Genomic DNA, 25,582 nt, shown 5'->3' with positions numbered 1-25,582 from the left:
GCCCGCTCTGCACGGTTCAACCGACACCCAAAGCGCCGGTCGGCACAATCCGTTGCCGATCCTGTTGCGGAATTGTCCACATAGGCCGGTCGTCCCTCTGGAAGCTCAGCTTGTCTAGGCCGCGACCGGGGAGACGTTATCCCGTTATGGCCTCCTCTCCAGGGAGTGTGGGAACCGGGCAGTGGCGCGTGCCACGGAGGGTTCAAAATCTGGTAGTCCTTGTCATGGCTCGGGGGCCAACAAGGCTGAGGAAATGAAGGCAAATTTCCAAACTCCAGCGGCTGCCCCGACCGGGGTTTGATGGCCTTCCGGACGAAATAGAGAACCGGCTGGTGGACTGTGACAGCCAATGCGACGATAGCCCGAAGTATCTGAAGCCCGTGCAGATCGCGGTTCGCCCTGGTCATGTGATTTCGCCATGCACAAGAAGGGTGGCCCAGTCTGAAGTTTGGGCGGCGGGAATCCAACGCATCCCTCAGGATTACCGGACCGTTTGTTACCCCTTTAGGTGGTTGCTCCTTCAACACATTGGGCGGCATGACCTCCGTCCTGGATTATCGGAATATCCCCGCGGGACACAGGCGGCCGGATCGCCTGGTGGACAAGAAGGGCACGCATGCTTTCCGTAAAACGCGCACTCCTGATGAGCACGGGCGAACGCTATTTCCTGCTCGTATCGAATTTCGTGACAGCAGCCCTCGTCTCCCGGATACTGACCCCAGAGGAAATCGGCGTCTCCGTCATCGCAATGGCCATCCTTGCCATTGCGATGTCCGTCAGGGAGTTCTCCAGTTCAAGCTTCCTGATCCAGCGCGAGAAAATCAGCCGCGAGGACATCCGGGGCGCATTCACGGTGATGTTCATCCTGACCGGGATCATCGCCGTCTTTCTCGTCGCCGCTTCGCCTTTCCTGGCCGGGTTCTACGGCGAGCCGAACCTCGTTCCCTATTTCAGGGTCGTCTCCGTCTGCCTGTTTCTCGACGCGTTCTCCATACCCATCAACGCGCTCCTGCGACGGGAAATGCAATTCGGCAAGGTCGCCGCCATCAGCATTGCGGGTGCCGCCACCGGGTCGGTCGCCACAATCTCCTTCGCGCTGGCGGGTTTCAGCTACATGAGTTTCGCCTGGGCATGGTTGATCGGGGGCACAATGGCGGTGGGACTGGCGGTGGCAATGCGCCCGCATTTGTGGATGTTCAAGCCATCTTTCCGCAACTGGCGCGAGATGATCGCGTTCGGCGGCTACAACGGCGCGATCGCCATGCTCTATCGCATTTTCGACGCGCTCCCCCTTCTCCTGCTGGGACGGCTTGTCTCGCCGCATGCGGCAGCCCTGTTCAGCAGGACGTCGATGATCTGCACGATTCCGGACAAGCTTGTCCTGGGAGGCGCAATGACGGTCGTGCTGCCCGCCTTCTCGACCGAGGTCAGACAGGGCAGGGATTTAAAACGCCCGTATCTCGCTGCTCTTTCTCTCATCACCGCACTGCACTGGCCTGGCCTACTAGTGCTCTGTGTTTTGGCATACCCGGCAGTGGACATCGTGCTCGGCCCTCAATGGATTGAAGCCGCGCCGCTCGTCCAAGTGGTCGCAATCGCGCTTCTTTTCTCCTTTAGTTTCGAACTCAACTATCCCGTCATGGTCGCGATGGGATCGATCCGGGACCTGTTCATCCGCGCGATGATCGTTTTCCCGCTTTCGGGCATCCTTATGGCCGCAGCCGTCTGCTTAGGAGGCATGCAGGCAGCCGCCTGGTGCATGCTCCTGACAATGCCATTTCAGGCCTACGTCGCCCTGAGCTTCGTCAGGCGCAGGCTGGGGCTTAGGCGCAGGGACATAGCGGCTGCCGTATGGAAAAGCGCAATCGTCTCCATGTTGACCGCAGTCCCCCCCCCTCGCCGCCATCTGGGTTTCCGGTTCTGGCTTCGCCCTTTCGCATGCCCAAGCAGCTGCCGCCGTATTGCTGGCGTTCGGTGGATGGGCGGCCGGATTGGCTATTACACAACATCCGGTGGTGGGTGAGATCATCAAGTTTTTTCCGGTATTCCGTCAGTCCAGGACATCGACGGGCTGACGGCTTGCCTTCTCCCGACCGGCCGTCCCCTGGAATGCCGGTCAAGTGAAACCTGGAACTCTCCCTTTGAGGTATGTTCCGCCGTTTGTGCAGGATGAATTGGGGAATGCCTGCCTCTAAGGACTCGGACATGGCTGTCTTAACTGATCAATTCATTTCAAGTGTAAATGACGCTGGCGAGAGCCTGGTGGTCTTCGCTGTCGTCCGGAACGAGGCCATGCGCCTCCCGGGATGGCTGCACCACTACAGGAACGCCGGGGTCAAACAGTTCGCGATCATAGACAACGGATCCGAAGACGAAACGTTCGAGTTCCTCGCTGCTCAGCGGGACGTGGCGCAGCAGCGAATTCATGGCGGTTTCGCGCAATCGAATTTCGGCATGGATTGGGCCAATGAATTCCGCGACCGCATCGCTCCCGGCACGTGGGTGCTGGTGGCGGACGCTGACGAATGCATGATCTATCGGAACTGGCCCGATCTGCCGCTTCCCGCTTTCGTCGACCTGGTCAGGAAAGACCGGAAAGACGCTGTTTTGGGTTTTCTCCTGGACATGTACCCGGACGGATTTGTCGAGGATGCCGTCGTGCCGGAAGGCCGCAGCCTTTTTGACGTCGCACCTTGTTTTGACGCCGACTACCGGTTCCGCAATCGCCCGCGCAAACCCTGGGAGGCAGACGAGAGAACGGTGGAAGTCGTGGGTGGACCGCGATTGCGTCTGTTGTCGTCCTTCGAGAGGGAAATTCGCTCCACATGGCTGGATTATTGGATTCGCGGCCAGATTGACCGCATCCTGCCGCGCGTTCCCGACTCGCTTGTGCCGATCGTCGTCAAGACCATGCCCCGTCAGATGCCGGCGCTGACCAAGGTGCCGTTGTCCGTTGCAGGAGCCCGCTTCCAATACGGCAACTCACACAGCGGCAGCGGAGGTCATTTCTTCCATGAAAACGTGTCCATCTGCCATTTCAAGTTCCTCGCTGATTTTGATGCACGCGTTAGGACAGAGGCGGCCAGAGGCGAACACTACCGTCGTGGGGCGGAGTACATCATGTACGCCGAAGCTCTCGATCAGCTAGGCCGCATCGACCTTCGCTATGACCGCACCAGACGCTTCGAAAGCGCTGATCAGCTGGTTGAACTCGGCTTCATCCGCGACTTGGCGCATCTCGACCCGGACAGATGACCCACGCTCTGTCGCTTGGCAATCTTCTCCTGCTGGGCCGCCAGGTCTCGCCCCAGACGGCAACTGTTCAGCAGGGCGGCCGCTTTCTGCATCTTTCCGTCCGCCCTGTTCCAGACATGCTTTGCCCTGCGCTTCATCCGGCGCAAGGGGGACCTCGCTCTCACGCCGAGGCAGGAGTTCTGGGCCGGACTGATGGCTTTGGGGACATGGGGAACGGTATTGGTCCTTACCCTCACCCCCGGTCCGACGAGATCGCCAAAACCGTTTCGGCATTACGGAGAGCAGTTCTCCGTCCAGCGCAATGAGGCTGCACATGAACCCGACTCCGTTGCGTAAACCTCAGTCGAAAACAAGCGGTTCGGCAATAGTCCTGATCTGCGATCAGAACTATTTGCTGCCGACCTTTTCCACGGCCCTTTCGGCTGATCGGCATACGGCGGCGAACGACGTTCCGGTCATTATCTTCGTCGTCAATTCGGACTCGGGCTGGACAAGACAGTTCGACAGCGCGGTGGCGGGCACGAAAATACGGATTGTGGCGGCCGATTTGCCGCAACTCAAACAGGCCGCCAGTTTCCACCGCGACAGGTACCTGCCCCCGATTGCACTGGCGAGATTTTGGATCGACGGATTGCTCGAACACAACATCGACAGATTTCTCTATGTCGACGGCGATACCATGGTTGACGGAGAACTCGACAGTCTGCTTTCCGTCCGCCCGCCGCCCGGGAAGATCATGGCTGCACCCGACGTGATCCGCCTGTTCATGGACGAGCTGAGCCGCGGCATAAAACACGATCTCGCCTATCTGGAGGGCTTGAACTGCGACGCCGACAGCTACTTCAACTCGGGAGTGATCTATGCCTCCCGCGACGCCTGGAAAAGCATCGTTCCGAAGGCGCTGGATTTCCTCGCGGAGCATCCTGAACTCTGCCGCTCATCCGACCAGAGCGCGCTCAACCACGCGGCGCGCGGCCGCGTGGAAATGCTCCCCCTCACATACAACTACCAAAGCGACCACATGATGGTCCTTGACCCGCGCAAAAACGGTTTCGCGCCGGTCATATGGCACTTCACAGGCGGCCCGAAGCCGTGGGATCAGCCGGGCTGGCCTTGGGACGAATACTTCAACAGGTTCTACAGAATGTCGTTGCTGCTGCTCAAGGATTGCAGCGTGACGACGCCGAAGCCGCCGGAAGCCCAGCTGCGCGCGGGAATTTCACACAGGCGGCGGACGAAGACCAGACTCACCTGGGTTTACCCGTGGCGGAAGATCACGAGAAAAAGGAAAACCCTGCTGCTTCTGTCGGCCGGATTTCCCTAATGCCTGCCGAATGTCTCCGAGATGACGGCCGTCGCTCGCTTGAGCGCGCCTTCGCTCCTGTAGAGATGCCCCAACGGCATCAGCATCGACGCCGGGCTCAGGTTCAGCCCGAACTTGAAGATTTCGGACCCCTCGCGCGCCCTGCCCCTGACGGCGTGGGAAACGGCTGACCAGAAGGCCGTTTCTGCCAGGCGGCGCTTGGCAGAACGGTGCATCTTTTCCGCTCCAGGAATATCGCGGCCCTCGTGGGAGAAAAAGGAATTGAAAACGGCCTCCCTTTCGGTGAGGTCGTTGAGGCGGTCGTCCCAGAAGGATTGCGACAGGTTCGACGTGTGCATCCGCTGTACCACCAGAGGTCCGCGCAATTGCGCGACAAGGCCCTTGGTGGCAAGACGCAGGGCCATTTCAAGGTCGTCCATGAGCGGCAGCGTGGGCCTGTAGTGGCCGACTCGCTTCTGGACCGACGTGCGCACAAGCATCGCGTGGGCGGGTACATTCAATCCTGCGACGCCGCAGCATCTTTCGATGAAGGAGGTTCCCTCCATCAGATCGCCGCCTCCCGACTGCCGCACGAGGCTCGGCAGGACGGTTCCGACCCAAGGCTCCATGTAGGTGCCCAGCACGCACGATATCCTCGGGAAAGTTTCGAGCATCGCGATGCCGTGGACGAGCGTGTCTGCCGTCAAGAAATCGTCGGCGCACAGGATCATGAAGTAGTCGGCTTCGGCCCTGTCGATCGCTTCGTTGAAGGAAGCGTGGGGACCAAGGTTCTTCTCGTGGCAAACCACTTCGACCCTTGGGTCTTCTGCCGCAAGCCGCCTCGCCACGCCGACGCTGTCGTCCGTCGAAGCGTTGTCGATGACGATCACCCTGAGGTTTTCGACGTCCTGGGACAGCACGCTTCCGACACACTCCGGAAGGAAATGCTCATAGTTGTAACAAGGTATCACGACATCGATGCTGGCCAACTCACCCTCCCAAAATTTCGAATGCCGTGTGAGGCTATTCCGGCTTCCTGGCAAGGACCATCAGCGTCCATCCCAGCCCCATGGTCTCCTTCAGGCGCTCGACGCGGTTGCCGAAAATTGTGCGGACGGGGTAGTTCAGCTTCGTGGAATTGATCGCCCGCATGAAGCCGCGGTTTGCCTTGGGGGACACAGAGAAGATTTCCCGGACGTCGAAATGCGGGCTGAGGAGCGCTCGGAGTTCGTGCCGGTCGAACCATTTGCGCAGCTGCCCGGGCGCGGGCGGGGGAATCCTGTTGAAATGCTTGAGGACAAACCTGTTCTGGGTCGCCATCATCAGGCTCCCGCCGGGGCGGAGGTGCGATTTCATTTTCCTGACGAACGCTTCCTGGTCGGCTACGTGCGACAGGACTTCGAGGGTGACCACCACGTCGAAAGTCGGGGTGCCGAAGTCCATCTCCATGAAGTCGCCGGCGACGTAATCCACCTCGGGAAACCTCTGTTTGGCGCGCGCGAGGACTTCGTCCGAAAGATCGGTTCCCGTCACCTTCCCGTACTTGGCCAATTGCGGGCAGAACCAGCCCGCCCCGCAGCCGACTTCGAGAATCTTCAGGTCCCGACGGCCCGATTGTTCCAGCCAGCCAAGGATGACTTCCGCCTGCCTCACAGAGACGTCCTGAATTTCGGTCTCCCGGCATTCAGCGTTCCAGCTGTTCCAGAAGTCCTGCTGCAGGGAAATGGGCGCACTCATGATTGTCTCCGCGGGATGGGAAAGGCCACATCATAGGCACGCCCGGCAGGATTGGCGCTTCAACAGATAGGTTGAACCCAACGCCACCCCCTTTCGGATGATTCCGGGGGCCGTTCATGCGAATTACCCATCCTTGCGTGCCGCCTTACGCCGAACGAAGCACTGTCGCCGCCGGCTGCCGGCACGCTAGCTTGCCCGGGCTTGCGTCAGCGCGCGGCGGACACTTCATTTTGCACGGCACGGGAGAATTCAATGTCAGCCCTGTTCATCGACTCGGAACTCGACGACGAAGAACACCGCAACAGGCTTTACTCGGGCGACATCCTCATCTTTTCGGCATCGCCGAATACGGAAGCCCTGATCGGCCTCGCAAAGGAGATGCTTGAACAGGCGTTCGCGCCGCATGATCCGCGGACGGTGCACGAGCACCTGACGGCGGAGGAAGTCGCCTCGATCCTTGGCAAGCTGAAACCCGCCTTCATCCACCATCCGGAATGCAAGCGGCTTATCCCGCTCATCATGCAGGATCGCGGGATAGACCTCGAGAAGCTCTACTTCGACGTGCCCAGGATGAGGTCGGCATATCCTTCCCACTTCCTGTCTTCGGGGATCGCCTACGCGTTCCATCCGCATCGCGACACCTGGTATTCGGCTCCCATGTGCCAGATCAACTGGTGGATTCCGATCTATCCGATCGATCCCGACAACTCGATGGGATTCTATCCGGGCTACTTTGACACCCCGGTCAAGAACAATTCGGAAATCTACAATTACTATGAGTGGAACACCAAGAGCCGGGCCGACGCCGCCAAGCACGTCAAGAGCGACACCCGCGAGCAGCCGAAGCCGCAGCAGGAGTTGGACGGGCAGTCGCTTCGCTACCTGCCGCCGCCTGGCGGGATCATCGCATTCTCCGGCGCGCAGCTGCACGAGACCGTTCCGAACACGACCGGGGTCGCCAGGTACAGCATCGATTTCAGGACCGTCCATCTAGACGACGTCGTCGCGCGTCGCGGTGCGGCAAACGTCGATTCCCGCTGCACCGGAACGACCATGCGGGACTACATCTGCGCGGCCGACTCAAGCCGCCTGTTGCCCGAGGAAACGGTCAAGCTCTACGACGACGGCACGGAAACGGCAGACAAGGTGCTGCGGTTCGGCGACCGCCTTGCGGCAGCGCAATGACATGGCCACCGAAGCCGAAGGTGCCGCCGCTTGCGCAGCAATAGGTCTGTCTCAAGCTTGTGCTCAGCAGCGGCACCGCATGTCCGAACTCGAAAGCGGCCGCCTTGGGAAGGAAATCTCTTACGCACGTCCCAGCGGATTGTTTTCTCACGGACGGAGATGAGAATCCATGCCGCTAAAGCTCGTTGACTCCGAACTCGACGACCGGGAACGGCGGCGCAGGATTCACTCGGGGGTCATCTTCAAATTCTCGGCCACTCCCGGGACGAACGCCCTGACCGATCTTGCAAGGCAGATGTTGAAGCAGGCGTTCGCGCCGAATAATCCCAGAAGGGCGCACGAGAGCCTCACAGCATTGCAGGTCAGTTCGGCGTTTTCATCCTTCAGGCATGCATTCATCGACCATCCCGATTGCAGAAGGCTCGTCACTCTGATCATGCAGGAGCGCGGGGTAAACTTGGAGAACGTGTATATCGACGAACCCGAAATAAAGGGCAGGTTCCCGAAACTTTTCCACGGGTGTGGAAGGACCTTCGCGATCGTCACCGGCCGTGACAGTTGGTTTTCGTCGACGCTGTCCCAGATCAATTGGTGGCTGCCCGTATACTCGCCTGAACCTGGCACCGCTGACATGAATATTGACCTCGTGCCGCCTCCCGGAGGGATCACTGCCTTTTTCGGGGATCCGTATATCGGCGCTCCCGACCGGAAAACCGAGGGAGTGGCGACGTTCGACTTGATAATCCGGACCATTCACATCGACGACGCTGTCGCGCATGTCCATTCATGGATCGGCACAACATTGGAGGGATACGAATGTGCCGCCGACCCCAGCCGCCTCCTGACGGACGAAGTGAAGGGGCTTAGCGGCGGCTTTCGAAGATTCGGCAAGGTGCTTCGATCGCGGGGCCGCCCTGGACCCCGCAGTTAGCTGCCAAACTCCCCGAAGTCAGCATCCACTTGCATCATGAGTTCCAGGTATTTCCCCGCGATGCCGCGCCAGGAATAGCTGCTCGCCCTGGCGAGGCCCTTCGTAACCATCCGCTCCCGCAAATCGGGGCCGAGCATTAGCAGCCGGACGTTTTCGGCCCAGGCCCGGACATCGTCCGGATCGGCGAAGAGGGCCGAATCCCCGCAGATTTCGGGTAGGCACGGCGATGTCGAGGCCACGACAGGGCATCCCGACGCCATCGCCTCGACCGCAGGAAGGCCGAAACCTTCGATCCGCGACGGGAACAGGAAGCACACGGCACCTTCCAGCGCCTTTTTGAAGTCGTCGTCGCTGATGCGGCCGAGGAGGACAATGTTCGAAGGAATTTCAGCTACATACCGAAGAATGGTCTCCTCGCCGACGTTCCCCGGCATCCAGAGGTCTAGGCCCATCCCGTCGAGGATCGGAGCCAGCTTGGCCAGAAGCCCCATGTTCTTGTATTCCTGGTCCCGCTGCCCAAGGCAGAGGACATACGGCCTGCCGCGGTCGACGGCCAGCGACGACCGCGCTGCATCCCATCGCTTCGCATGGTCGCTGCCGTTGTAGGTGACGACGATGTTTTCCTGGCGCGCGATCCCGAACTGGATCAGATGGCTTCGCGAGAGGTCCGATACCGTGGTTATTCGCGCGGCGCGCCTGCCGAGTGCCGGAAGGATGAGACGGTGCGCCCAGCGGAAGCCGCGCCCGTAGCTCGACGGCATGAGCCTGGTATGCATGTCGTGGATGCAGGCGATCTGGCGCTTCAGCGCGACGGGAGCGAGATTGCAGAAGCTCAGCAACCCGCCGGGAACATGCCAGGGCAGTTGCGCCTGCACCCAGAACTGGGGCAGCCTCGGCCTGTTGAATTCGGGCACGATCCGGACAGGGATGTTGTCGAGGCGGAGCGGTTCGGAGAGCGGGCGGGGCACCACGAGGTCGATCTCGAGGTCGCGTCCAAGCGGGTGCCCTTCGGAAATGAGCGCGTCGAGCGCCATGGTCACTTCGCGGGCGTAGCGCGCGACCCCGGTCGGCCGGAGCGACGTGAAGTCTCCGTTGATGGTCCAGCGCCGCCGCGCCGTTTCCCAGTCCGCCCATGTCCGGTCGGCATCGCCGTAAAGATATTCGGGATCGTTGCTGAGCACACGAAGCACGGAGTTTACATGGTGTCCGTTGAGCGCCATTGGCCTCGGCACCGCGCCTGCGTCCCTGTCCATTCCGTGATTGTCCATTTCCCCTCCAGGCCGTTCGAACCCGTGCAACAGACTAGCATTCCCGCCACCTACCTTGCCCTTCACACGTTTGAGGTAGAAACCACCCGCCATCGACAATCCGGATGAACCCCTGCCATGCCCGCCGCATGAACCAATGGTTGTGATGACCGCCCGACCTCCAGTCTCCACACTGGCGGCTTTCAGGGGGACGGCATGGCACGGCGATGGACGATAAACGGGAGGTTCCTTTCCCAGCCGACAACAGGCGTTCAGCGCTACGCGCGCGAGGTCGTCCGCTCGCTGGATTCCTTGATCGGGGAGCAGGTGCCGCTCGCCCGCGGCCTTGAAGTCGAGCTTCTGTGCCCGCCCGGAGCCGGGGACATGCCGCTCGTTTCCGTCGGACGCCGCGAGGTCGGCCGCACAGGCGGACACGCCTGGGAGCAGGCGCACCTCCCTTCGTCCCTTGGCAACAGCGGCCTGCTCAGCCTCTGCAACACAGGGCCGCTTCTTGCGCGCAAGCATATCGTCTGCATCCACGACGCAAACGTGTGGAATGCGCCACAGAGCTATTCTCTTGCGTTCAGAACCCTTTACCGGACTTTGCTGCCATGCCTCGGCAGGACGGCATGGAGAATTTCGACGGTTTCGGACTACTCGCTCGGCGAACTTGTCGGCCGCGGCATTGTCCCGGCACAACGGGCCTTCGTTGCCCCCAACGGCCACGAGCATGCGCTCAGGTGGAAGCCTCAGCATTCGGAGACGACGCGACAGGCCGCTTCGCGAAATACCATCGTGATGATCGGAAGCCCTGCCCCGCACAAGAATGTCGGCTTCATCCTGGACATGGCCGGGCGTCTCGCAGACGCAGGGTTCAAGATCGCGGTAGCCGGTGCTGCGGACTCGCGCGTTTTCAACGGGCGGTCGCATGACGAAGCGGAAAACATACACTGGCTCGGCCGCGTCTCAGACGGCGAGCTGGCTGCCCTGCTGAGGGACTCGCTCTGCCTGGCATTCCCGTCTTTGACGGAGGGCTTCGGTCTTCCGGCACTCGAGGCCATGGCTATCGGCTGTCCCGTGGTGGTCTCCGACCGCGCAAGCTTGCCCGAAGTCTGCGGAGATGCGGCGCTGTTTGCGCCTCCCGACGATTCGGACGCATGGTCCGACAGATTCGTCAGGCTCCGCGGATCGCAGGCCCTGCGGCTCCACATGGTCGGCAAGGGACGGGCGAGAGCCTCGGCATACAGCTGGCGGGCAACAGCGTTGCGCTATCTCGAAGCGATGGCGGCGGCGGACGGCATCGACACCGAAACCACTGTCGTCAGGGTGCGCGAACTCACATGATGACGGGGCCGAACAACTTGCCTGCAATTGCTTCAGATTCGTATTTACAGTTCCGCCAACGCCACATTTGTAATCTGGCCATTATCGCGCAGCACAGCCGCACCTTCATCAGGCGACTTTGCGGTCAACGGTGTCGTAAATCTCTTGGAGGACGTCATCCATGTCATGGATGTCGCCGTTGGCAACCTGTTCCCGCCCCTTTCTGACGGCGAGGATATCTGCCCCTTCGCTTGCCAGGTACATTTTCAACGCCCTGACCATAACCCAGCTGCGGGTCCTGTCGCAGGTTTCAGCAACCTGCTCGATTGCGGCCAGGACTTCCTCCGGCAGCCGGATCGTGATCGGATCAGAAAGGGTGGGCTTTGGCATCGCACTTCTCCATTTGTAACACGTAGTATTACAAATCTGCGCTCGTAAAGGCAATCGAACTGCGTCCCGTCGGGCTCAAGCGAGCGGTTCACGGATGGCTGAGTATCGGCTCTCCGCGCCAGCGGAAGCCCAGATCGACGAAATTCTGGCTCTCGACCACCAATTCTTCGATGCGGTGGCGGTTGCTGCCCAATGCGCAATTGTGCAACGGGTTGTTGCACAAAATTGTCGAGGCAGCCAACACCAAAACATGCAATCATGCAGCATCAAAACATTGCAATCGCGCTCCCAGTCCGTCCCTGCGGCTGCAGCGGATGCGGATTGGCAATGAGCTTTGGCTATATGATTTCGTGAAGTGCCTGGACGGCCCCGAATGACTCCAGGATCGCGCGGTCGAAGTTCTCTTCGGAAAACCGCCTGGCGTTCTGAGCGCAGGCGCGCGGCGCGATGGCGGTGCTGTTCTCCTCGAACCGTTCGACGGCATCTTTGAGGTGGTCGGCAGTCTGGTCCTTGAACAGCACTCCGGTCGGCGCGGGGGACGACCCCAGGCGCTGCACGATGTCGACCGCGCCACCGCGGCCGAAGGCGATCAACGGAGTTCCGCAGGCCTGTGCCTCGGCCAGCGCTATGCCGAAGTCTTCGCAGCCCGCAAAGACCATCGCCTTGGCCCGAGCCAGCGTGTCCACATACTCCTTACGGGGCAGGTATCCCGAGAAGGTGACGTTCGGGCCAGCGAGCGCCCGCAGGCTGGCGGATTGCTGGCCTTCGCCAACGACGACCAGCCGCCGCGACGGCATTTCGTTGAATGCCTTGATGACAAGGTCGGTGCGCTTGTAGGGCGCGAGGAAGGACGCCGAAACGTAGTAGTCGTCCTTGTCCTCCACGCACGGCAACTCGGCCAAGGCGACCGGTGGGTAAACGACACGGGCATCGCGCCCGTAAATGTGCTGAATACGGGAGCGGACATAATTCGAGTTCGCCAGCATCAGATCGGGACCGTGCGCGGTCCTGGTGTCCCACGTCCTCAGACGATGCAGCATGTACCGGTAGAGCATTCCCTTCGGGCCAAATCCCAGCTTCCCCTGTTGAAGATAGGAAAACTGCTCGTCCCAGGCGTAGCGGACGGGACTGTGCACATAACACAGATGCGGCTGATCCGGCCTGGTAATGACGCCCCGCGAAAAGGCGGCCGAAGACGAGATCACCGCGTCATAGCCCGTCACGTCGAATTGTTCGATCAGGAAAGGGCAGAAGAAGAAAAGGGACCGGTAGAATTTCTGCACCATCGGGATCCGGTTGGCCGCAGACGCATGGAATTCCACGTCTCGGAAATACTGCTCCTTCACCTCGGCGGGCAGGAAGTCGAACAGGGTGAAAACCTCGGCATTGGGAAACTGTTTGCAGATTTGCGCGAGCACGCGTTCGCCGCCGCGGAAATTCGGGCACCAGTCGTGGACGACCGCTATCTTTGCGTACCTGTCGACGTCTGGTGCCGGCGCGGCCGGCAGATCCTCGATTGCGACATTGACCCTGGCCGCGACTGCCAGATCGGACGAGCGTTCGTGGAGCATGGTTCCCCCATAGTCTCAGCAGGCCAGCAGTTTCGGTTCCCGGTAATGGGCCGGGCAAGCTGTCCGATCGGTTGGTGGCGGCACCGGAACCATGCGCGGTTCATCAATCCGGCTGTTTGCCCTACTCCCCGGAAGCATCTGAAAGTCTGTGTGGCGGGGTAGGCCAAGCTATATCGCGCCCCCTTTTATGCAGGCTGTCCAGGTTCCATCGCCCGTCTAGTGTCGGTTGAAGCAGAACGTGGACCGAGAATGAAACTCGCAGTGATTATCCCCACCCTTGGCCGCAGCGGACAGGTCGCCCGCCTGCTCGGGTATCTGGGCAGCCAGACGAGGCTTCCCGACGAGGTCATCCTGTCAGCGCCCGACGCCACCCATGTCGAGCTGCCGGAAAGTTTGCCCTTCCCCGTGACGGTCGCATTCGGGCCGAAGGGACTGGCCGCCCAGCGGAACACCGCGATGGGACCGGCACTGGAACGTTTCGACATCATCACTTTTTTCGACGACGATTTCGTTCCTTCGGCCGACTATTTGCGGCAGGTGGCGGAATCCTTCGCCGGGAACGGCGACTGGGCCGTCGTAATGGGGCGGGTCGTCAGGGACGGCGCGACCAATGCCGGGCTGACCTGGGAAGACGCCGAGGCCGCCCTGCGGGAAACCGAGGGCAGGAGATATGAAGGGCCGGAAGTGGTGGACCATGTCGGCGCATACGGCTGCAACATGTCATTTCGCTCATCGCTGGTAGGCAACCTGCGTTTCGACGAGCGCCTTGTCCTCTACGGCTGGCAGGAGGACATCGACTTCACCAGCCAGATGAGGTCCAGGGGCCGCGTCGTCTGCGTCACCGCGATCAGGGGCGTGCATCTCGGCATCAAGGCCGGGCGCGTCAGCGGGGAGCGGTTCGGATACTCACAGGTTGCCAACGCCGTCTACCTGGTCAGGAAGGGCTCCGTCCCTGCCTCCTTTGCGCTTCCTCTGATGTTCAGAAACATCGCCGCCAATCTCGCGAGGAGCCTGCGGCCCGAGCCGTATGTGGACCGCAGGGGCAGGCTGAAGGGCAACATGCTCGCGATCCTGCACGTCGCCACGGGACGGATCGAACCGGAATACATCCTGAAAATCTGACGGTGGGGAAGACAATGCGCAAATGGCTTGTGACGGTGGCGGCGGTTTCGTTTGCGGCAACGGCCGCCTGCCCTTTGCCGACGGCGGCCGCCGAATATCTCCTTGGCCCGCAGGACAAGGTAAGGCTCAAGATTTACGAGTGGCGCGCGTCGCGCGACGTGATCTTCGAATGGACGGCCCTCAACGACGAATTCGTCGTCGGTGCCGACGGGACCCTCTTCCTTCCGTTTGTCGGCCAAATCCGCGCGCAGGGCGCTGCCCCGGGAGATCTCGCCCGTTCGATCGGCGACCGCCTGATGCAGCATATGGGTCTGGGCCGCCAGCCCGATGTCGCCGTCGAGATCGTCCAGTTCAGGCCTTTCTACATAGTCGGCCATGTCACCCAGCCCGGAGAGTTCCCATACAGGCCGGGCTTGACGGTCCTGCAGGCGCTGGGCATTGCCGGCGGCCTGCGGACACGCGAGGAGAACATGCAAAGGCTCGAACGGGAGGTCATCGCCGGGCGCGGCGACGTCGGACTGCTGGCGCTGACGAATGTCAGCCTGGTGGCGAAGAAGGCGAGACTGGAGGCGGAACTGGCGGGCAGCGACGAAATTGCTTTCCCCGCCGAACTGAACGACCGGGCAAAGGACGCTACCGTCGCCTTGATGATGGAGCAGGAGCGCACCATCTTCGCCGCCCGCAAGGATGCGATGACGACGCAACTCCGCGCGCTGCGCGAACTCAGGGAGTTCCTGGAAAAGGAGTTGGTCTCGCTCGAAAAGCAGCTGACCTTTCACGACAAACAGGTAGAACTCGTCCAGAAGGAATTGGCAGGCGTATCGTCCTTGGTCCAGAAGGGTCTTGCCGTCGCTCCGCGCGAACTCTCCTTGGAGCGGACCGTCGCCCAGATGCAGGGCGACAGGCTCGCGGCCGAGACCTCGCTGCTGAGGGCCAGGCAGGAGATGAGCAAGACCGACATCGCGATCCTCGAACTCCGGAACCGCCACGCCAACGAGGTCGCCGAAACGCTGCGCGAGACGCAGCTGCAGCTCAACGAGGCCGTCAGGAAAGCCGACACCGCGGTGCAGCTGCTCTACGAGACCGAAATAACCGCTCCCGCGCTCCTCGCGTCGAGAGAGCGGTCGGAACGGGCAAAGCCCGTCTACAAGATCGTAAGGACGACAAGCAGCGGAACGGAAGAACTCATGGTCGAGGAGACGACGCCGATCGAGCCGGGCGATACGGTGAAGGTCGAGATTCCGCTACCGCAATCCGGGATTGCCTCCACGCTGCCGGCGACCGGCATCCAGACCGGGGCAGCGCTGGCTCCGCCCGGGATTCTTGGCACCAACTGATTTGACTCCAAATTGCTGTGGGGCCGCCTCGCCAGTGATGGACGACGCGCTGGCGCTTGCGGTACAAGTCTCAAATGGATGTGCCGAACGAACTGTTGCGCGCGGCGCTTGGACTTAGCCAAATCGAAGTGGCTAAGCTTTCGAAGGTCGCTGTCAGGACGATTATCCGAACAGAGAAAAAAAGGTGACGCTGGACACATTGCGCCGGGTTCAAGAGGCATTCGAGGAACCGGGTGTCCGTTTTTTGCAGAGCGGCGACGGCGACGGGCTTGGCTTGCGTGTGCGTGGCGAGTTGGTCGCAAGAAAGGAATTGCGGTTCTGGCTGCAAGCCCCCCGGCAACACTGAACTCTCTTCCCAGCCGATTGAGGGCCTTCTAATGTTGGCCAACTCCGCCCGCAAAACTTTCTTCCGTCCTCCTCCTAATTCCTCATCATGCCAGATGGGCTCAGAACCAGTCAGCCCGTGCAGCCGCAACGTCCCCAGCCGAATGTAATCCGGGTAGCGGGGGTTGGCATGCTGCCCAAGTTGCGACAAGAAGCTGCGCAACCGTGGCGGTTAACACATGTTACACAAATTTCCGCAACCCTGACGGAACCAACCCTGCCGCAGAGCGTATCAGCCTGCGGGGAACCCACTGGAGATCTCGGTGCTCATGAGTGTAATCGCTGTGGCGGCGGCTGGCATGCTGATGGGGCTGAAGTTCAAGGCTCCCGCCCTTATCGCGGCGACAGCGCTGCTCCTGATCGGAAGCTTTGCCTGGAACGGCCTGGACATGCCTGGCGATGTGACCGTGACCAGATTCCTGATCCTGGCCTTCGCATTGGGCTGCGCTTATCTCGTCGGCCTTTCCCTGTCAGTCCACCTGAGCCGGGACAGCCGCTGACACCTTCGATCAGGCCGCCCTGTCGAAGCGCATCACAGCGAATACCGTCCTGAACAGGATCACGATGTCGAGCCAGGGCGACCAGTTCCGCACATACTGGCTGTCCAAAGCCACGCGGCTAGGATAATCGCTGCTGCTGCGCCCAGTCACCTGCCAAAGGCCGGTGAGACCCGGCCTTGTCTGCAGGTATTCCCCGACGTGATCGCCGTAGCGTTTGAGCTCGTCCTTCACGATCGGCCGTGGCCCCACGCAGCTCATGTCGCCGCGGATGATGTTGAAGAGCTGGGGGAGTTCGTCCAGGCTCGATTTCCGGAGCATGTGGCCAAGGAAGGTGACCCGGGGATCGTCCCTGAGCTTGTGTGTCTCCTCCCACTCCACGGCCGCTTCGGGGTTGGCCTCGAGGTGCTCTTTCAGGACTTCTTCCGCATTCGCGACCATCGACCGGAACTTGTAGCAGTTGAAGGATTTTCCGCCGAAGCCGACGCGGCTGTGGGAAAACACTGCCGGACTTCCTGCCGTCAGCCGTATCAGCATCGCGACGATGATCATCACAGGCGAGGCCGCGACAAGCGCCGTGACCGCTATGACCAAATCCATGACCCGCTTGAGGAGCCCTCCCAATGGAGGGTTTCTCGATCCTGACCTGATGACGGGCGACAGGTCGGTCAACACCGCCCCGGCGCTGTTTTGATCGGACGCGGGGACAACGTGCATTCCGGCCGCCCGGCTGTCGGCCGCCGCGGGCGCAGACGGCGGAACCCACATCGGGGTTCCCTGGTACGGCTGCTTCTCGAAGGCGTTCATTGTCATGGGACCGTCGCTGTTTCGAATGTTCGTTTCCGGCACTGTTTCAAGGTCGGGGCTAAGTCGGCAAGAAAGGCAAAGGAGGTATCGGCGCTACCCGCTCATCCCAAGTAATGAACCCCTTAACCGCATGATTGATTTCCGGCGGAGGAGCCTCTCGCCCCCGCCTCATGCCTTCCGGTGTCTGGAGGTCATCGCCCGTGCATTGGTCAGGAGAACGCCAAGTGTCGGTGTCCGGCTGGCCTGCAGCGTCCTGACGAGTTCCCGCAGCGTATCGACGTGAGTCTTTCCCCACTCGGCGATCATGACGACTCCGTCCAGGACGGAGGAGACCGCCAGCCTGTCTGCTCCCGAGGCAAGGGGCGGCAGGTCCACGATCACGATATCGTATGAAACAAGTTCCGAGAGGAACGCCTGCATTGTCCTTGGGGCCAGCAGGTTCCTGGCGTCCACGACCGAACTCGGAAGCATGTCGAACGGCCGCCCCGGCGCATGGACGATGTTCAACTTGACAGGTTCTTGGCAGGGTTTTTCGTTAACGCCGTGACCTAGAAGTCTGGTCGTCAAAGCGGGATGATGGACATCGGCATCGATCACCAGCGTCTTCAGCCCCGACATCGAGTAAAGCGTCGCAAGGTTGCTGACGACGGAACTCTTCGGACTGTCGTTCGAGACCGCCGTTATGCCGAGGAACTTGATCGGATGGTTGGTTTCGGCAAGGCTGATTTCGGTCCGCGCTTTCCTGAGGCTGTGGCTGTATCGGGAATGGGGGTGCCGCACCACTTCGTCGACATGGCCGGATTCCCTCCACTTGGCCGTGGGCGGCAGTTCTCCGACGCATTCGATGCCCAGATTGTCCCTGATGTGCCGCGGCGACCTGATCGTCCAGTCGAACGTATGCCTGACGAAGGAAAGCCCGATGCCGAGCACGATCCCCGCGACCGCGGCGAAGGCAAGCATCATCTTCGGTCTTGGCGCGCTCGGGAAGAGAGGTGCCGTCGCTGCTGTGATCACCCTGGCGTCGGCAACCGGATAAGACTGCTGGCTGACAGAGTTGGTGTAGGCGTGCAGGAAGCTCTCGTACATCTTCCTGTAAGTCTCGGCGGTGACCTCCAGCTCTTCCAGCGTGGGAACAGCATTCTCACCGCCCTCCCCCTCGGCTCCGTCGCCGACGCTGTAATCGTGCCTGGAGCGGAACTCCTGCGCCTCCGCCATGGCCTCGTTCATCTGCGCTTTCAGTTGTTGAAGGCGCTTCTCAAGCCACGCGCCGCCTTCCTTGGCGGCTTCGGCCTTGGTTTCGATCTGCTCGCGAACGAAGGCTTCCGCAGTGGCGTTGGCGATCTTGGCTGCGGCCTCGGCATTGAGGGATGTGAAGGATATGTTGATTGCGTAGGAGACGCCGACTCGGCGGATATCGAGGCCGTTGCGGAATATCACCGTAGTCAGACGTGCCCGCTGGTAGTCGGTCAGCACGGCAGGTTTTTCCTCCTCCCCTGCTCCGAACTCTTCGACGGAGGCAAGCCAGGCGCTTTCCCGGAGGCCGAAGGCGTCCACGAGAAGCTCCGTCATCTTGCTGAAGCGTTCACCCAAGGTCGGAGTATGCGATCGGTTGAATTTCGGGTCGTCGACGAGTTTCAGTTGGTCGATCACCATCGCCGCGATCTTTTCCGATTGCATGACGGCGATCTGGCTTTCCACCTGTGCCGTGTCGAGCGACAGGTTCACTTCGCCGCCCTGCTGCAGGTGCTGCGGCAGTTTCGGTTCGATCAGGATCTGCGTGGTTGCGGTAAAGACCGGGTCGGTCGTCGAATTGTAGAACCATGCCACGACGAGCGCCGCGGCGAGACAAGCCAGGATCGTACGGACGTAGCGCCTCAGGAATCCCGCTATGTCGGAAAGTCCGATGAACTCCTGGCTGACGGCGGCCTGGTCCGTGTTCAAGTGGAACTGGTTGGCAAATACGCGATCCATTCAACTTCTCCTGCAGGCGTGCGGGAAAATCCTGCGCGCGCACCGTCCCCATGCAGGCGATCGATGGCATTCGGCTGATGTTTTCATTGAGTGCTGAGGCCCCGCGAACCCAGACTGCTGCCCCGAAAGACTACGCATGTGTCCCGGAAGGTAAACGCCGCCTAATGGCGTAAGGCTTACGCCCAGCGGGAAGGAAGAATGCGCGCCAGCCCCGCCCGCGTCCTGTCGATGAAGGCCATCTGCACCGCCAGCGATGCCTGACGACTGCGGTTGGACGTCAGGTTCCGCGTGAGGATGTCGATCCTCTCCGACATGCTTTCGGGGTTGTCACCGTTCTCCATCGCCTCGAAGGAGAAGGCGGCGCAGTCCGTCATTTTGTCCCCGGACTGCCTGAGTTCCGCGGCTTCCTGGGTGATTTCCCCGCGAATGCGCTCCAGAAGGCGGACCAGGCGTCCGAAGCGCCTGTAGTCGGTGTCTTCCGTGGGAGGAAGCCTGAATGAGGTCAGCGGCATCTTGCGCCCCATGGCGAAAGCGCCCGGGCGGGGCGCACATTCCAGAATACAAGACGCTCCTGCCCGGGCGAGACATCCTTTCGGTTGCTGTCACGTATGCTCCCAAGAGATGAGGAGGTGTAAACCAGCAACCGATTTCATGAAGGGCGGATGCGCTCGGCACCGTGTTAGGACTGCCTCTGCAATCGCGGAGCGGGAAACTGTGACACTCGACATCGTCGGCCAGGCCAAGCCGAACACATTCGCTTTCGAAACCAGCGCGCTCGTCAAGGCCACGGGTTTCCGGGAATACGACGCGCGCTGGTGGTTCGGACATCCCGGCTCCGAGAAAGAACCCGAACTCAACCTGATGGGCGTCCAAGCGCTTGGGATGGGACTCGGCACCTTGATACGCCGCATAGGTGTCGGCCCCGACATCGTCACGGGTCACGACTTCCGCAGCTATTCGATGGCGATAAAGCTGGCGCTGGTCTCCGGACTGATGGCGGCCGGTGCCCGCGTCAAGGACATCGGCCTCGCCCTTTCGCCCATGGCCTACTTCGCCCAGTTCGCGCTCGACGCCCCGTCGGTCGCAATGGTGACGGCCTCCCACAACGAGAACGGCTGGACTGGGGTGAAGATGGGCGCGCAAAGGCCCCTGACCTTCGGCCCGGAAGAGATGAGCGCCTTGAAAGCCATCGTGCTGGACGGCGACTTCGAACTCGTGGGCGGGGGAAGCTATGAATTCGTGCCCGGCTTCCGCGAGAGGTACATCGATGACCTGACCGCCGGGAAGGCCATGGGCCGCAGGCTGAAGATTGTGGCCGCCTGTGGCAACGGCACCGCGGGCGCATTCGCACCGCAGTCCTTGGAGAAGATCGGCTGCGAGGTGATCCCGCTCGACACCGAGCTCGACCATACGTTTCCGCGCTACAATCCCAATCCCGAAGACATGAAGATGCTGCACGCAATCCGCGACAAGGTCCTGGAGACGGGAGCGGATGTCGGTCTCGGCTTTGACGGCGACGGCGACCGCTGCGGCGTGGTCGACAACGAGGGGAACGAGATTTTCGCGGACAAGGTCGGCGTCATGCTGGCGCGGGACATCTCCGCGCTTCATCACGACTCCGTCTTTGTCGTCGACGTGAAGTCGACCGGGTTGTTCATGACCGATCCCGTGCTCGCGCAAAACGGTGCGAGGACGGACTATTGGAAGACGGGTCACTCCTACATCAAGCGGCGTGTGGCCGAACTCGGTGCCGTCGCGGGCTTCGAGAAATCGGGCCACTTCTTCTTCAACCCGCCGATCGGACGCGGCTACGACGACGGATTGGTCACCGCAGTTTCCGTCTGCGGAATGCTCGACCGCAATCCGGGAAAGACCATGGCGGACCTCTACCGCGACCTGCCGCTGATCTTCGGGACCCCGACGATGTCGCCTCACTGCCCCGACGAAGTGAAATACGGGGTCGTCGACAAAGTCGTCGGGGAATTCACGGAAATGAAAGAGCGCGGGATCGCGTTCGCGGGCCAGCCGCTGGCGGATCTGGTCACCGTCAACGGGGTACGTGTCGTCGCGGAGGACGGCACATGGGGCCTGGTCAGGGCTTCGTCTAACAAGCCGGAAATCGTCGTCGTGGTGGAAAGCCCCGTCTCGCCGGAGCGGCGGCGCGAGATGTTCGAGGCGGTCGACGCCGTGCTGCGGCGCAATCCCGAAGTCGGAGCCTACAACCAGTCTTTCTGAAGGAGCGACCATGCCGGACCGGATCGCAAGTTTCGTCATGAGCGGAGGCGTCGGCTCCCGGCTGTGGCCGCTCTCGCGCGAAGACAATCCAGAGCAGTTCCACGACCTGTCGGGCGACGGTTCGATGCTTGCGAAGACCGTCCGACGCCTCAAGGCGCGGCCGGAGGGAGAGACACCGATCTACCTGGTCGCCTCCGAACGTCATGCCGACCGTGTCGTCTCGGACATCGGCTCTCTCGGCCTGAACGGCGGAAAGGCAATCTTCGAACCCGTCGGCCGCAATACCGCGGCGGCCGTCGCCATCGCCGCCCTGCAGACGATATCCGAACACGGCGGCGACTCGCTCGTGCTCGTGGTCCCGTCCGACCACGAGATCTCGACCGATGCCATGTTCTGGGAAACCGTCGAGGCGGGAGTGCCCGCTGCGAACTCGGGACGCATCGTCGTTTTCGGCATCAAGCCCACGCATCCCGAAACCGGGTACGGCTATATCGAGGTTTCCTCGGATGGTGCCGGCGTGAACGGGGTTTCCAGATTCGTCGAGAAACCCGACGCCGAAACGGCCAGGGATTACCTGGCTTCGGGCAATTTCTACTGGAACGCGGGCATCTTCCTGTTCCGTGCCGACACCATGCGCGACGCGTTCAGGGATTTCTGTCCCGAGATATGGGAAGCCGCCGAAAGGGCGCACGCGGCCGCGCGCACTGATGCTTCGGGAATTTACCTGCCGCAAGGCTTCTATTCGGCGGTCCAGTCGACGTCGATCGACTACGCGGTAATGGAACATGCACGCGACATCGCGATGGTCACTGCCACATTCCGCTGGAACGACCTTGGTTCATGGCAGTCGCTGCTCGAAGCCAGTCCGACGGACCCCGACGGCAACGTCGTCATGGGAGACGTCGTCGCAATGGATTGCGCCAACTCCTATCTCAGGAGCCAGCGCAGGCTTCTGTCCGTGATCGGCATGAAGGATGTTACGGTGGTTGCGACACCCGACGCGGTATTCGTCGCGCCTGTCAGCCACAGCCAGAACGTCAAGAAAGTCGTCGAGCAACTGGAGAAGAGCGGGCGTCTCGAGACCAGGTTCACGCCGACGGAAGATCGTGTTGTCGTAAGCGGTTCATGGCGCAAGCGCGTCGAGCACTGGCTGTTCAACGAAACGCTGCCGCTGTGGTCCACTGCTGGTGTCGACGATGTTTACGGGGGCTTCCACGAGGCTCTCGGTTTCGATGCAAGGCCGTTGGACAGGTCCAGACCAAAGCGCATGCGGACGATGGCCCGCCAGATATACGCCTTCGCAATTGCCAAGGAACGCGGCTGGAACGGGCCTGCAGACAGTCTGATCGACCACGGCATTGACTTCATCTCGAAATGCGGCCGTACCGACCGCGGCGGCTGGGTGCGCACGCTGAACGCCAACGGCAGCGTGGTGGATCCGGTGGAGGATGCCTATGACCATTCCTGCATGCTCTTGGCGCTGGCCCACGCCCACCGGTGCGGCCATCCGGATGCGATGCGGCTTGCGCAGGAAACTTTCCACTTCATCGACACCCATCTTGAGGACGGTTGCCTGAACGGCTTTCTCGAAACCCCAGGCTGGAATGGTGTCCGGTGCTCGAACCCGCACATGCACATGCTGGAATCGTTCCTGGCGTGGCATGCCGTCACTGGCGACCGCGCATATCTCCGCCGGGCAGCCCGCGTCATCGATCTCTTCCGGTCCCAGTTCTTCGACCGGGAAACCTGGACGCTCGGGGAATATTTCGACGCAGACTGGATGCCTTCGCCCGGAGAGAAGGGACAATGGACGGAGCCAGGGCACCATTTCGAATGGGCCTCGCTCCTGGTCGAGTTCGCACGGGAAAGCGGGCAGAAGGATTTGGTCGCCTACGCGAGAAAGCTCTATTCGTCAGCGGTCGCCAGCGGGTTGAACCGCGCGACCGGTTTGGCTTATGCGGCCGTATCGAGGCAAGGGATACCCCTCGACAGGATCTCCCGCAGCTGGCCGCAATGCGAGGCCGTCAAGGCGGCGATCGCGCTAGACGGGATCGGCAGTCCCGACCTTAAACCCGAGATCGAAGCGCGGGTCGCCCGCCTTTTCAGATGGCATATCGATCCCGCACCCCTTGGGCTGTGGGTTGACAGGATTGACGAACGCGGAAGATCGCTGGCAACGGAGGTCCCCGCCAGTATTTTCTATCATCTGGTGACGGCGCTGATGCAGTACCTGGACAAAACCGAAGGACGGGTGGAACCCTTCCCGCAGAATGCTGCCGACAAGTGCAACACGGGTTCCGAAGCAGGTCTGTGGTCAACAATAAATGACCAGCAGTTCGCCAGCACGGGCGCGCGGCATTCGTCACAGTCACCGACCTTGCCCTTCGGGCAGTATCCGAGGAGCATCGCCGAAGCCGAATAACCTTACCTTGTGCTAGCGAGGCGACAACGACATCGCGCACAGCCACGACTATCGCGGAAAGGGATGATGTAGTTGGGAATGTGCGGGAGCGGTGTAGTGCTCCGATAACGAGCCCGGCCGATCCTCCCTGCGAACAGATCTGTTGTGGCTCGGTACGTGGTGACGCATACCTCTAGTGAAATGCGCTTCCTTCGTTTTGGCCGTGAATTGGAGTGAACCCCTAGCGCTGGACCACGCGGACTTCCAAACTAAGCCGCCTGCTGGTGAGCTGGTTTTCAAATTCCTCTGGCGATCGGTAGCCTAGCGCCGAATGCAGCCGTTTCGCATTGTAGATTTCATCGATGAACCTGGGCAACCTCTCGGCGACATCAGCGAATGTCTCATAGCCAGCAACATAGACGTCCTCAACCTTTAAGGTCTTCATGAAGCGTTCGGCCTGAGCGTTGTGATATTGGTTGCCGATCGCACTCATCGATCCGCGCAACCCCGCCTCGTCGAGCGCCCGGCGGTAGGTCTCGCTTGCGTATTGACAGCCACGATCCGTGTGGTGGATGCAGCCTGGCGGAGGCTTCCTGTTCTCCAGTGCCGACCGTGGTGCCGCCAGAGCCAGAGGCGTGTCGAGGCGCATCGACCGGGCATAGCCGACGACCTTTCGGCTGCAGCATCGAGGATGACGGCCAAATAGCTCGCGACGCCGACAAGTGCGCGCGAGGCAGTGGCTGCCCCCCAGGCAGCGCCATCAAACAGTGCTCAATGCATTTTGGCTCGGCTCGGTTTTCCCGCCGATGTGCCTTATGTACCAATCCACGGTCCTTTTCAGCCCTTCATCAAAGCCGCAGGCGGGTTCCCAGCCAAGCCGCGATCTCGCCTTGTCCGAAGACAGGTGCATATGCCTGATTTCGACCGAAACGCTGTTGTTGACCAGCGGCTTGACTGCGGAGCCGAACAACTCCGCGATACGCTCCACGATCTCAATTACCTCTACCTGGGCACCGTACGAGAAGTTGAAAGCCTCCCCGTAGAGGGTCGGATCGCGATGGAGCTTCTCCGCAAGGTCCAGCTGAACGTCAACGGCGTCTTCGATGTAGAGATAATCCCTGGTAAACTTACCGTCCGAGCGGAGGATCGGCTGCTCCCCTTCAACAAGGCTTCTGATAACTCCTGGAATGAGTCGCGCGAAATTGAAGTCATAACCGCCGAAATAGTTGCCGCACCGGGTGACGGCGACGGGAAGCCCGTAAATTTTCCCGTAGCTTTGCGCGACATAGTCTTGCGACGCCTTCGCCACCTCATACGGATGAACCGGAGTGAGCGGCGCGCTTTCCCTGTAGGGCAGTGCCTGACTGCCATAGGCCTTGTCGGACGAACTGATGACTGACACGCAGCCGACTTCGTTGGCGCGGATGTGCTCCAGTATCGTCCAAGTGCTCAGCACCGCTCCTCTGAAACATTGGAGGGGGTCCTTCAGGACCTGGATTACATCCGCCCAGCCGGCAGCGTGGAAAAACACTTCGGGGGAATATCGGTCGAATGTTTCCGACATCAGTTTCGCGTCACTGATGTCGCCCTGGACAACTTCGGTCTTTCGGTCGAACCCGCCAAGGTAAAACTGCGATTCCGGTTTCGGCCGATGGACCAGTGAGACCACCTGAGCCTCATACTCGACGAGACGCCTCACGAGCCAGCCGCCCAGAAAACCTGTCGCACCAGCTACAAGAACACGCTTGCCGCGCCAGAAGGCAGGATCAGTCATGGATTGCACCCTTTATGTCCCGAAGTGCCGCAAAGCGGGGGTTATCTTGGTAAGCAGGTGATACGCGGCCAAGCAATTCGGCCGTTTGGCTACGAGCTAATCCAATTGCCTT

General features: G+C 61.0%; 22 protein-coding genes. 12 read left to right on the top strand and 10 right to left on the bottom strand.

Going from position 1 to position 25,582, the window contains the following annotated elements; genetic code table 11:
* Positions 1 to 616: 616 nt before the first annotated feature.
* The 3 genes from G6N73_RS17400 to G6N73_RS17390 all read left to right on the top strand — a co-directional run bounded on the left by G6N73_RS17400 (position 617) and on the right by G6N73_RS17390 (position 4,579).
* Entirely contained in the window at positions 617 to 2,023 is a 1,407-nt protein-coding gene (locus G6N73_RS17400; RefSeq protein ID WP_165029809.1) for an oligosaccharide flippase family protein, read from the top strand.
* A gap of 158 nt (positions 2,024 to 2,181) precedes the next feature.
* Positions 2,182 to 3,255, top strand: a complete 1,074-nt coding sequence (locus tag G6N73_RS17395; RefSeq protein WP_165029807.1) for a glycosyltransferase family 2 protein — start codon at positions 2,182 to 2,184, stop codon at positions 3,253 to 3,255.
* A gap of 313 nt (positions 3,256 to 3,568) precedes the next feature.
* Positions 3,569 to 4,579 carry a glycosyltransferase family 8 protein gene (locus tag G6N73_RS17390; RefSeq protein WP_165029806.1) on the top strand — a complete coding sequence of 337 codons (1,011 nt, stop codon included), beginning with the start codon at positions 3,569 to 3,571 and terminating at the stop codon, positions 4,577 to 4,579.
* On the opposite strand, the gene G6N73_RS17385 is transcribed toward G6N73_RS17390, so the two are convergent.
* Positions 4,576 to 5,547, bottom strand: coding sequence for a glycosyltransferase family 2 protein (locus G6N73_RS17385; RefSeq protein WP_165029804.1), 972 nt, complete (start codon positions 5,545 to 5,547; stop codon positions 4,576 to 4,578). The two genes, G6N73_RS17390 and G6N73_RS17385, sit on opposite strands and share 4 nt — an antisense overlap.
* Before the next feature lie 34 nt (positions 5,548 to 5,581).
* Positions 5,582 to 6,295 (bottom strand): class I SAM-dependent methyltransferase, encoded by a 714-nt coding sequence (locus G6N73_RS17380; protein ID WP_165029802.1) that lies wholly within the window; start codon positions 6,293 to 6,295, stop codon positions 5,582 to 5,584.
* A gap of 252 nt (positions 6,296 to 6,547) precedes the next feature.
* On the opposite strand from G6N73_RS17380, the gene G6N73_RS17375 reads away from it, so the two are divergent.
* Both G6N73_RS17375 and G6N73_RS17370 read left to right on the top strand, forming a co-directional pair.
* Positions 6,548 to 7,480: a hypothetical protein gene (locus tag G6N73_RS17375; protein WP_165029800.1), complete on the top strand. Its 933-nt coding sequence runs from the start codon at positions 6,548 to 6,550 to the stop codon at positions 7,478 to 7,480.
* 169 nt (positions 7,481 to 7,649) lie between these two features.
* Positions 7,650 to 8,411, top strand: a complete 762-nt coding sequence (locus G6N73_RS17370; RefSeq protein ID WP_165029798.1) for a hypothetical protein — start codon at positions 7,650 to 7,652, stop codon at positions 8,409 to 8,411.
* Here G6N73_RS17370 and G6N73_RS17365 read toward each other — a convergent pair.
* On the bottom strand, positions 8,408 to 9,679 hold the full coding sequence (locus G6N73_RS17365; protein ID WP_246252148.1) for a glycosyltransferase family 4 protein: 1,272 nt from the start codon (positions 9,677 to 9,679) through the stop codon (positions 8,408 to 8,410). The genes G6N73_RS17370 and G6N73_RS17365 overlap by 4 nt on opposite strands.
* 195 nt (positions 9,680 to 9,874) lie before the next feature.
* On the opposite strand from G6N73_RS17365, the gene G6N73_RS17360 reads away from it, so the two are divergent.
* Positions 9,875 to 11,002, top strand: coding sequence for a glycosyltransferase family 4 protein (locus G6N73_RS17360; protein WP_165029796.1), 1,128 nt, complete (start codon positions 9,875 to 9,877; stop codon positions 11,000 to 11,002).
* A 108-nt stretch (positions 11,003 to 11,110) separates the two neighbouring features.
* Here the strand turns inward: G6N73_RS17360 and G6N73_RS17355 are convergent, their stop codons facing one another.
* Positions 11,111 to 11,371, bottom strand: coding sequence for a CopG family ribbon-helix-helix protein (locus tag G6N73_RS17355; protein ID WP_165029794.1), 261 nt, complete (start codon positions 11,369 to 11,371; stop codon positions 11,111 to 11,113).
* A 94-nt stretch (positions 11,372 to 11,465) separates the two neighbouring features.
* Here G6N73_RS17355 and G6N73_RS17350 point away from each other — a divergent pair, with 94 nt between their 5' ends.
* Complete coding sequence (locus G6N73_RS17350) at positions 11,466 to 11,702, top strand: hypothetical protein (protein ID WP_165029792.1); 237 nt, start codon at positions 11,466 to 11,468, stop codon at positions 11,700 to 11,702.
* 7 nt (positions 11,703 to 11,709) lie between these two features.
* Here G6N73_RS17350 and G6N73_RS17345 read toward each other — a convergent pair whose 3' ends face one another.
* Positions 11,710 to 12,942: a glycosyltransferase gene (locus G6N73_RS17345; protein WP_206078916.1), complete on the bottom strand. Its 1,233-nt coding sequence runs from the start codon at positions 12,940 to 12,942 to the stop codon at positions 11,710 to 11,712.
* Positions 12,943 to 13,191: 249 nt separating this feature from the next.
* Between G6N73_RS17345 and G6N73_RS17340 the strand changes: the two genes are divergently transcribed.
* From G6N73_RS17340 to G6N73_RS17330, 3 genes are all read left to right on the top strand, one after another.
* Positions 13,192 to 14,064 (top strand): glycosyltransferase family 2 protein, encoded by an 873-nt coding sequence (locus G6N73_RS17340; RefSeq protein ID WP_165029790.1) that lies wholly within the window; start codon positions 13,192 to 13,194, stop codon positions 14,062 to 14,064.
* A gap of 14 nt (positions 14,065 to 14,078) precedes the next feature.
* Positions 14,079 to 15,401 carry a polysaccharide biosynthesis/export family protein gene (locus G6N73_RS17335; protein WP_165029788.1) on the top strand — a complete coding sequence of 441 codons (1,323 nt, stop codon included), beginning with the start codon at positions 14,079 to 14,081 and terminating at the stop codon, positions 15,399 to 15,401.
* Between the two features lie 653 nt (positions 15,402 to 16,054).
* Positions 16,055 to 16,285, top strand: coding sequence for a hypothetical protein (locus G6N73_RS17330; protein ID WP_165029786.1), 231 nt, complete (start codon positions 16,055 to 16,057; stop codon positions 16,283 to 16,285).
* Positions 16,286 to 16,294: 9 nt separating this feature from the next.
* Here the strand turns inward: G6N73_RS17330 and G6N73_RS17325 are convergent, their stop codons facing one another.
* The 3 genes from G6N73_RS17325 to G6N73_RS17315 all read right to left on the bottom strand — a co-directional run bounded on the left by G6N73_RS17325 (position 16,295) and on the right by G6N73_RS17315 (position 19,584).
* Entirely contained in the window at positions 16,295 to 16,882 is a 588-nt protein-coding gene (locus G6N73_RS17325) for a sugar transferase (RefSeq protein WP_165029784.1), read from the bottom strand.
* 375 nt (positions 16,883 to 17,257) lie between these two features.
* Complete coding sequence (locus tag G6N73_RS17320; protein ID WP_165029782.1) at positions 17,258 to 19,060, bottom strand: Wzz/FepE/Etk N-terminal domain-containing protein; 1,803 nt, start codon at positions 19,058 to 19,060, stop codon at positions 17,258 to 17,260.
* Positions 19,061 to 19,236: 176 nt separating this feature from the next.
* A complete protein-coding gene (locus G6N73_RS17315; RefSeq protein WP_165029781.1) occupies positions 19,237 to 19,584 on the bottom strand; it encodes a hypothetical protein in 348 nt (115 codons plus the stop codon).
* A gap of 190 nt (positions 19,585 to 19,774) precedes the next feature.
* On the opposite strand from G6N73_RS17315, the gene G6N73_RS17310 reads away from it, so the two are divergent.
* Together G6N73_RS17310 and G6N73_RS17305 are read left to right on the top strand one after the other, a co-directional pair.
* Entirely contained in the window at positions 19,775 to 21,295 is a 1,521-nt protein-coding gene (locus G6N73_RS17310) for a phosphohexomutase domain-containing protein (protein WP_165029779.1), read from the top strand.
* Between the two features lie 10 nt (positions 21,296 to 21,305).
* A complete protein-coding gene (locus tag G6N73_RS17305) occupies positions 21,306 to 23,717 on the top strand; it encodes a mannose-1-phosphate guanylyltransferase/mannose-6-phosphate isomerase (protein WP_165029777.1) in 2,412 nt (803 codons plus the stop codon).
* Positions 23,718 to 23,937: 220 nt separating this feature from the next.
* Here G6N73_RS17305 and G6N73_RS17300 read toward each other — a convergent pair whose 3' ends face one another.
* Together G6N73_RS17300 and G6N73_RS17295 are read right to left on the bottom strand one after the other, a co-directional pair.
* Positions 23,938 to 24,447, bottom strand: a complete 510-nt coding sequence (locus G6N73_RS17300) for an integrase core domain-containing protein (RefSeq protein ID WP_343044656.1) — start codon at positions 24,445 to 24,447, stop codon at positions 23,938 to 23,940.
* A gap of 9 nt (positions 24,448 to 24,456) precedes the next feature.
* Positions 24,457 to 25,470 carry a GDP-mannose 4,6-dehydratase gene (locus G6N73_RS17295; protein ID WP_165029773.1) on the bottom strand — a complete coding sequence of 338 codons (1,014 nt, stop codon included), beginning with the start codon at positions 25,468 to 25,470 and terminating at the stop codon, positions 24,457 to 24,459.
* Positions 25,471 to 25,582: the final 112 nt, after the last annotated feature.

Source organism: Allomesorhizobium camelthorni (assembly GCF_011045125.1).
GTDB classification, from domain to species: domain Bacteria; phylum Pseudomonadota; class Alphaproteobacteria; order Rhizobiales; family Rhizobiaceae; genus Allomesorhizobium; species Allomesorhizobium camelthorni.
The sequence above is the reverse complement of the archived record's forward strand: the minus strand, read 5'-3'. Positions and strand labels throughout refer to the sequence as shown.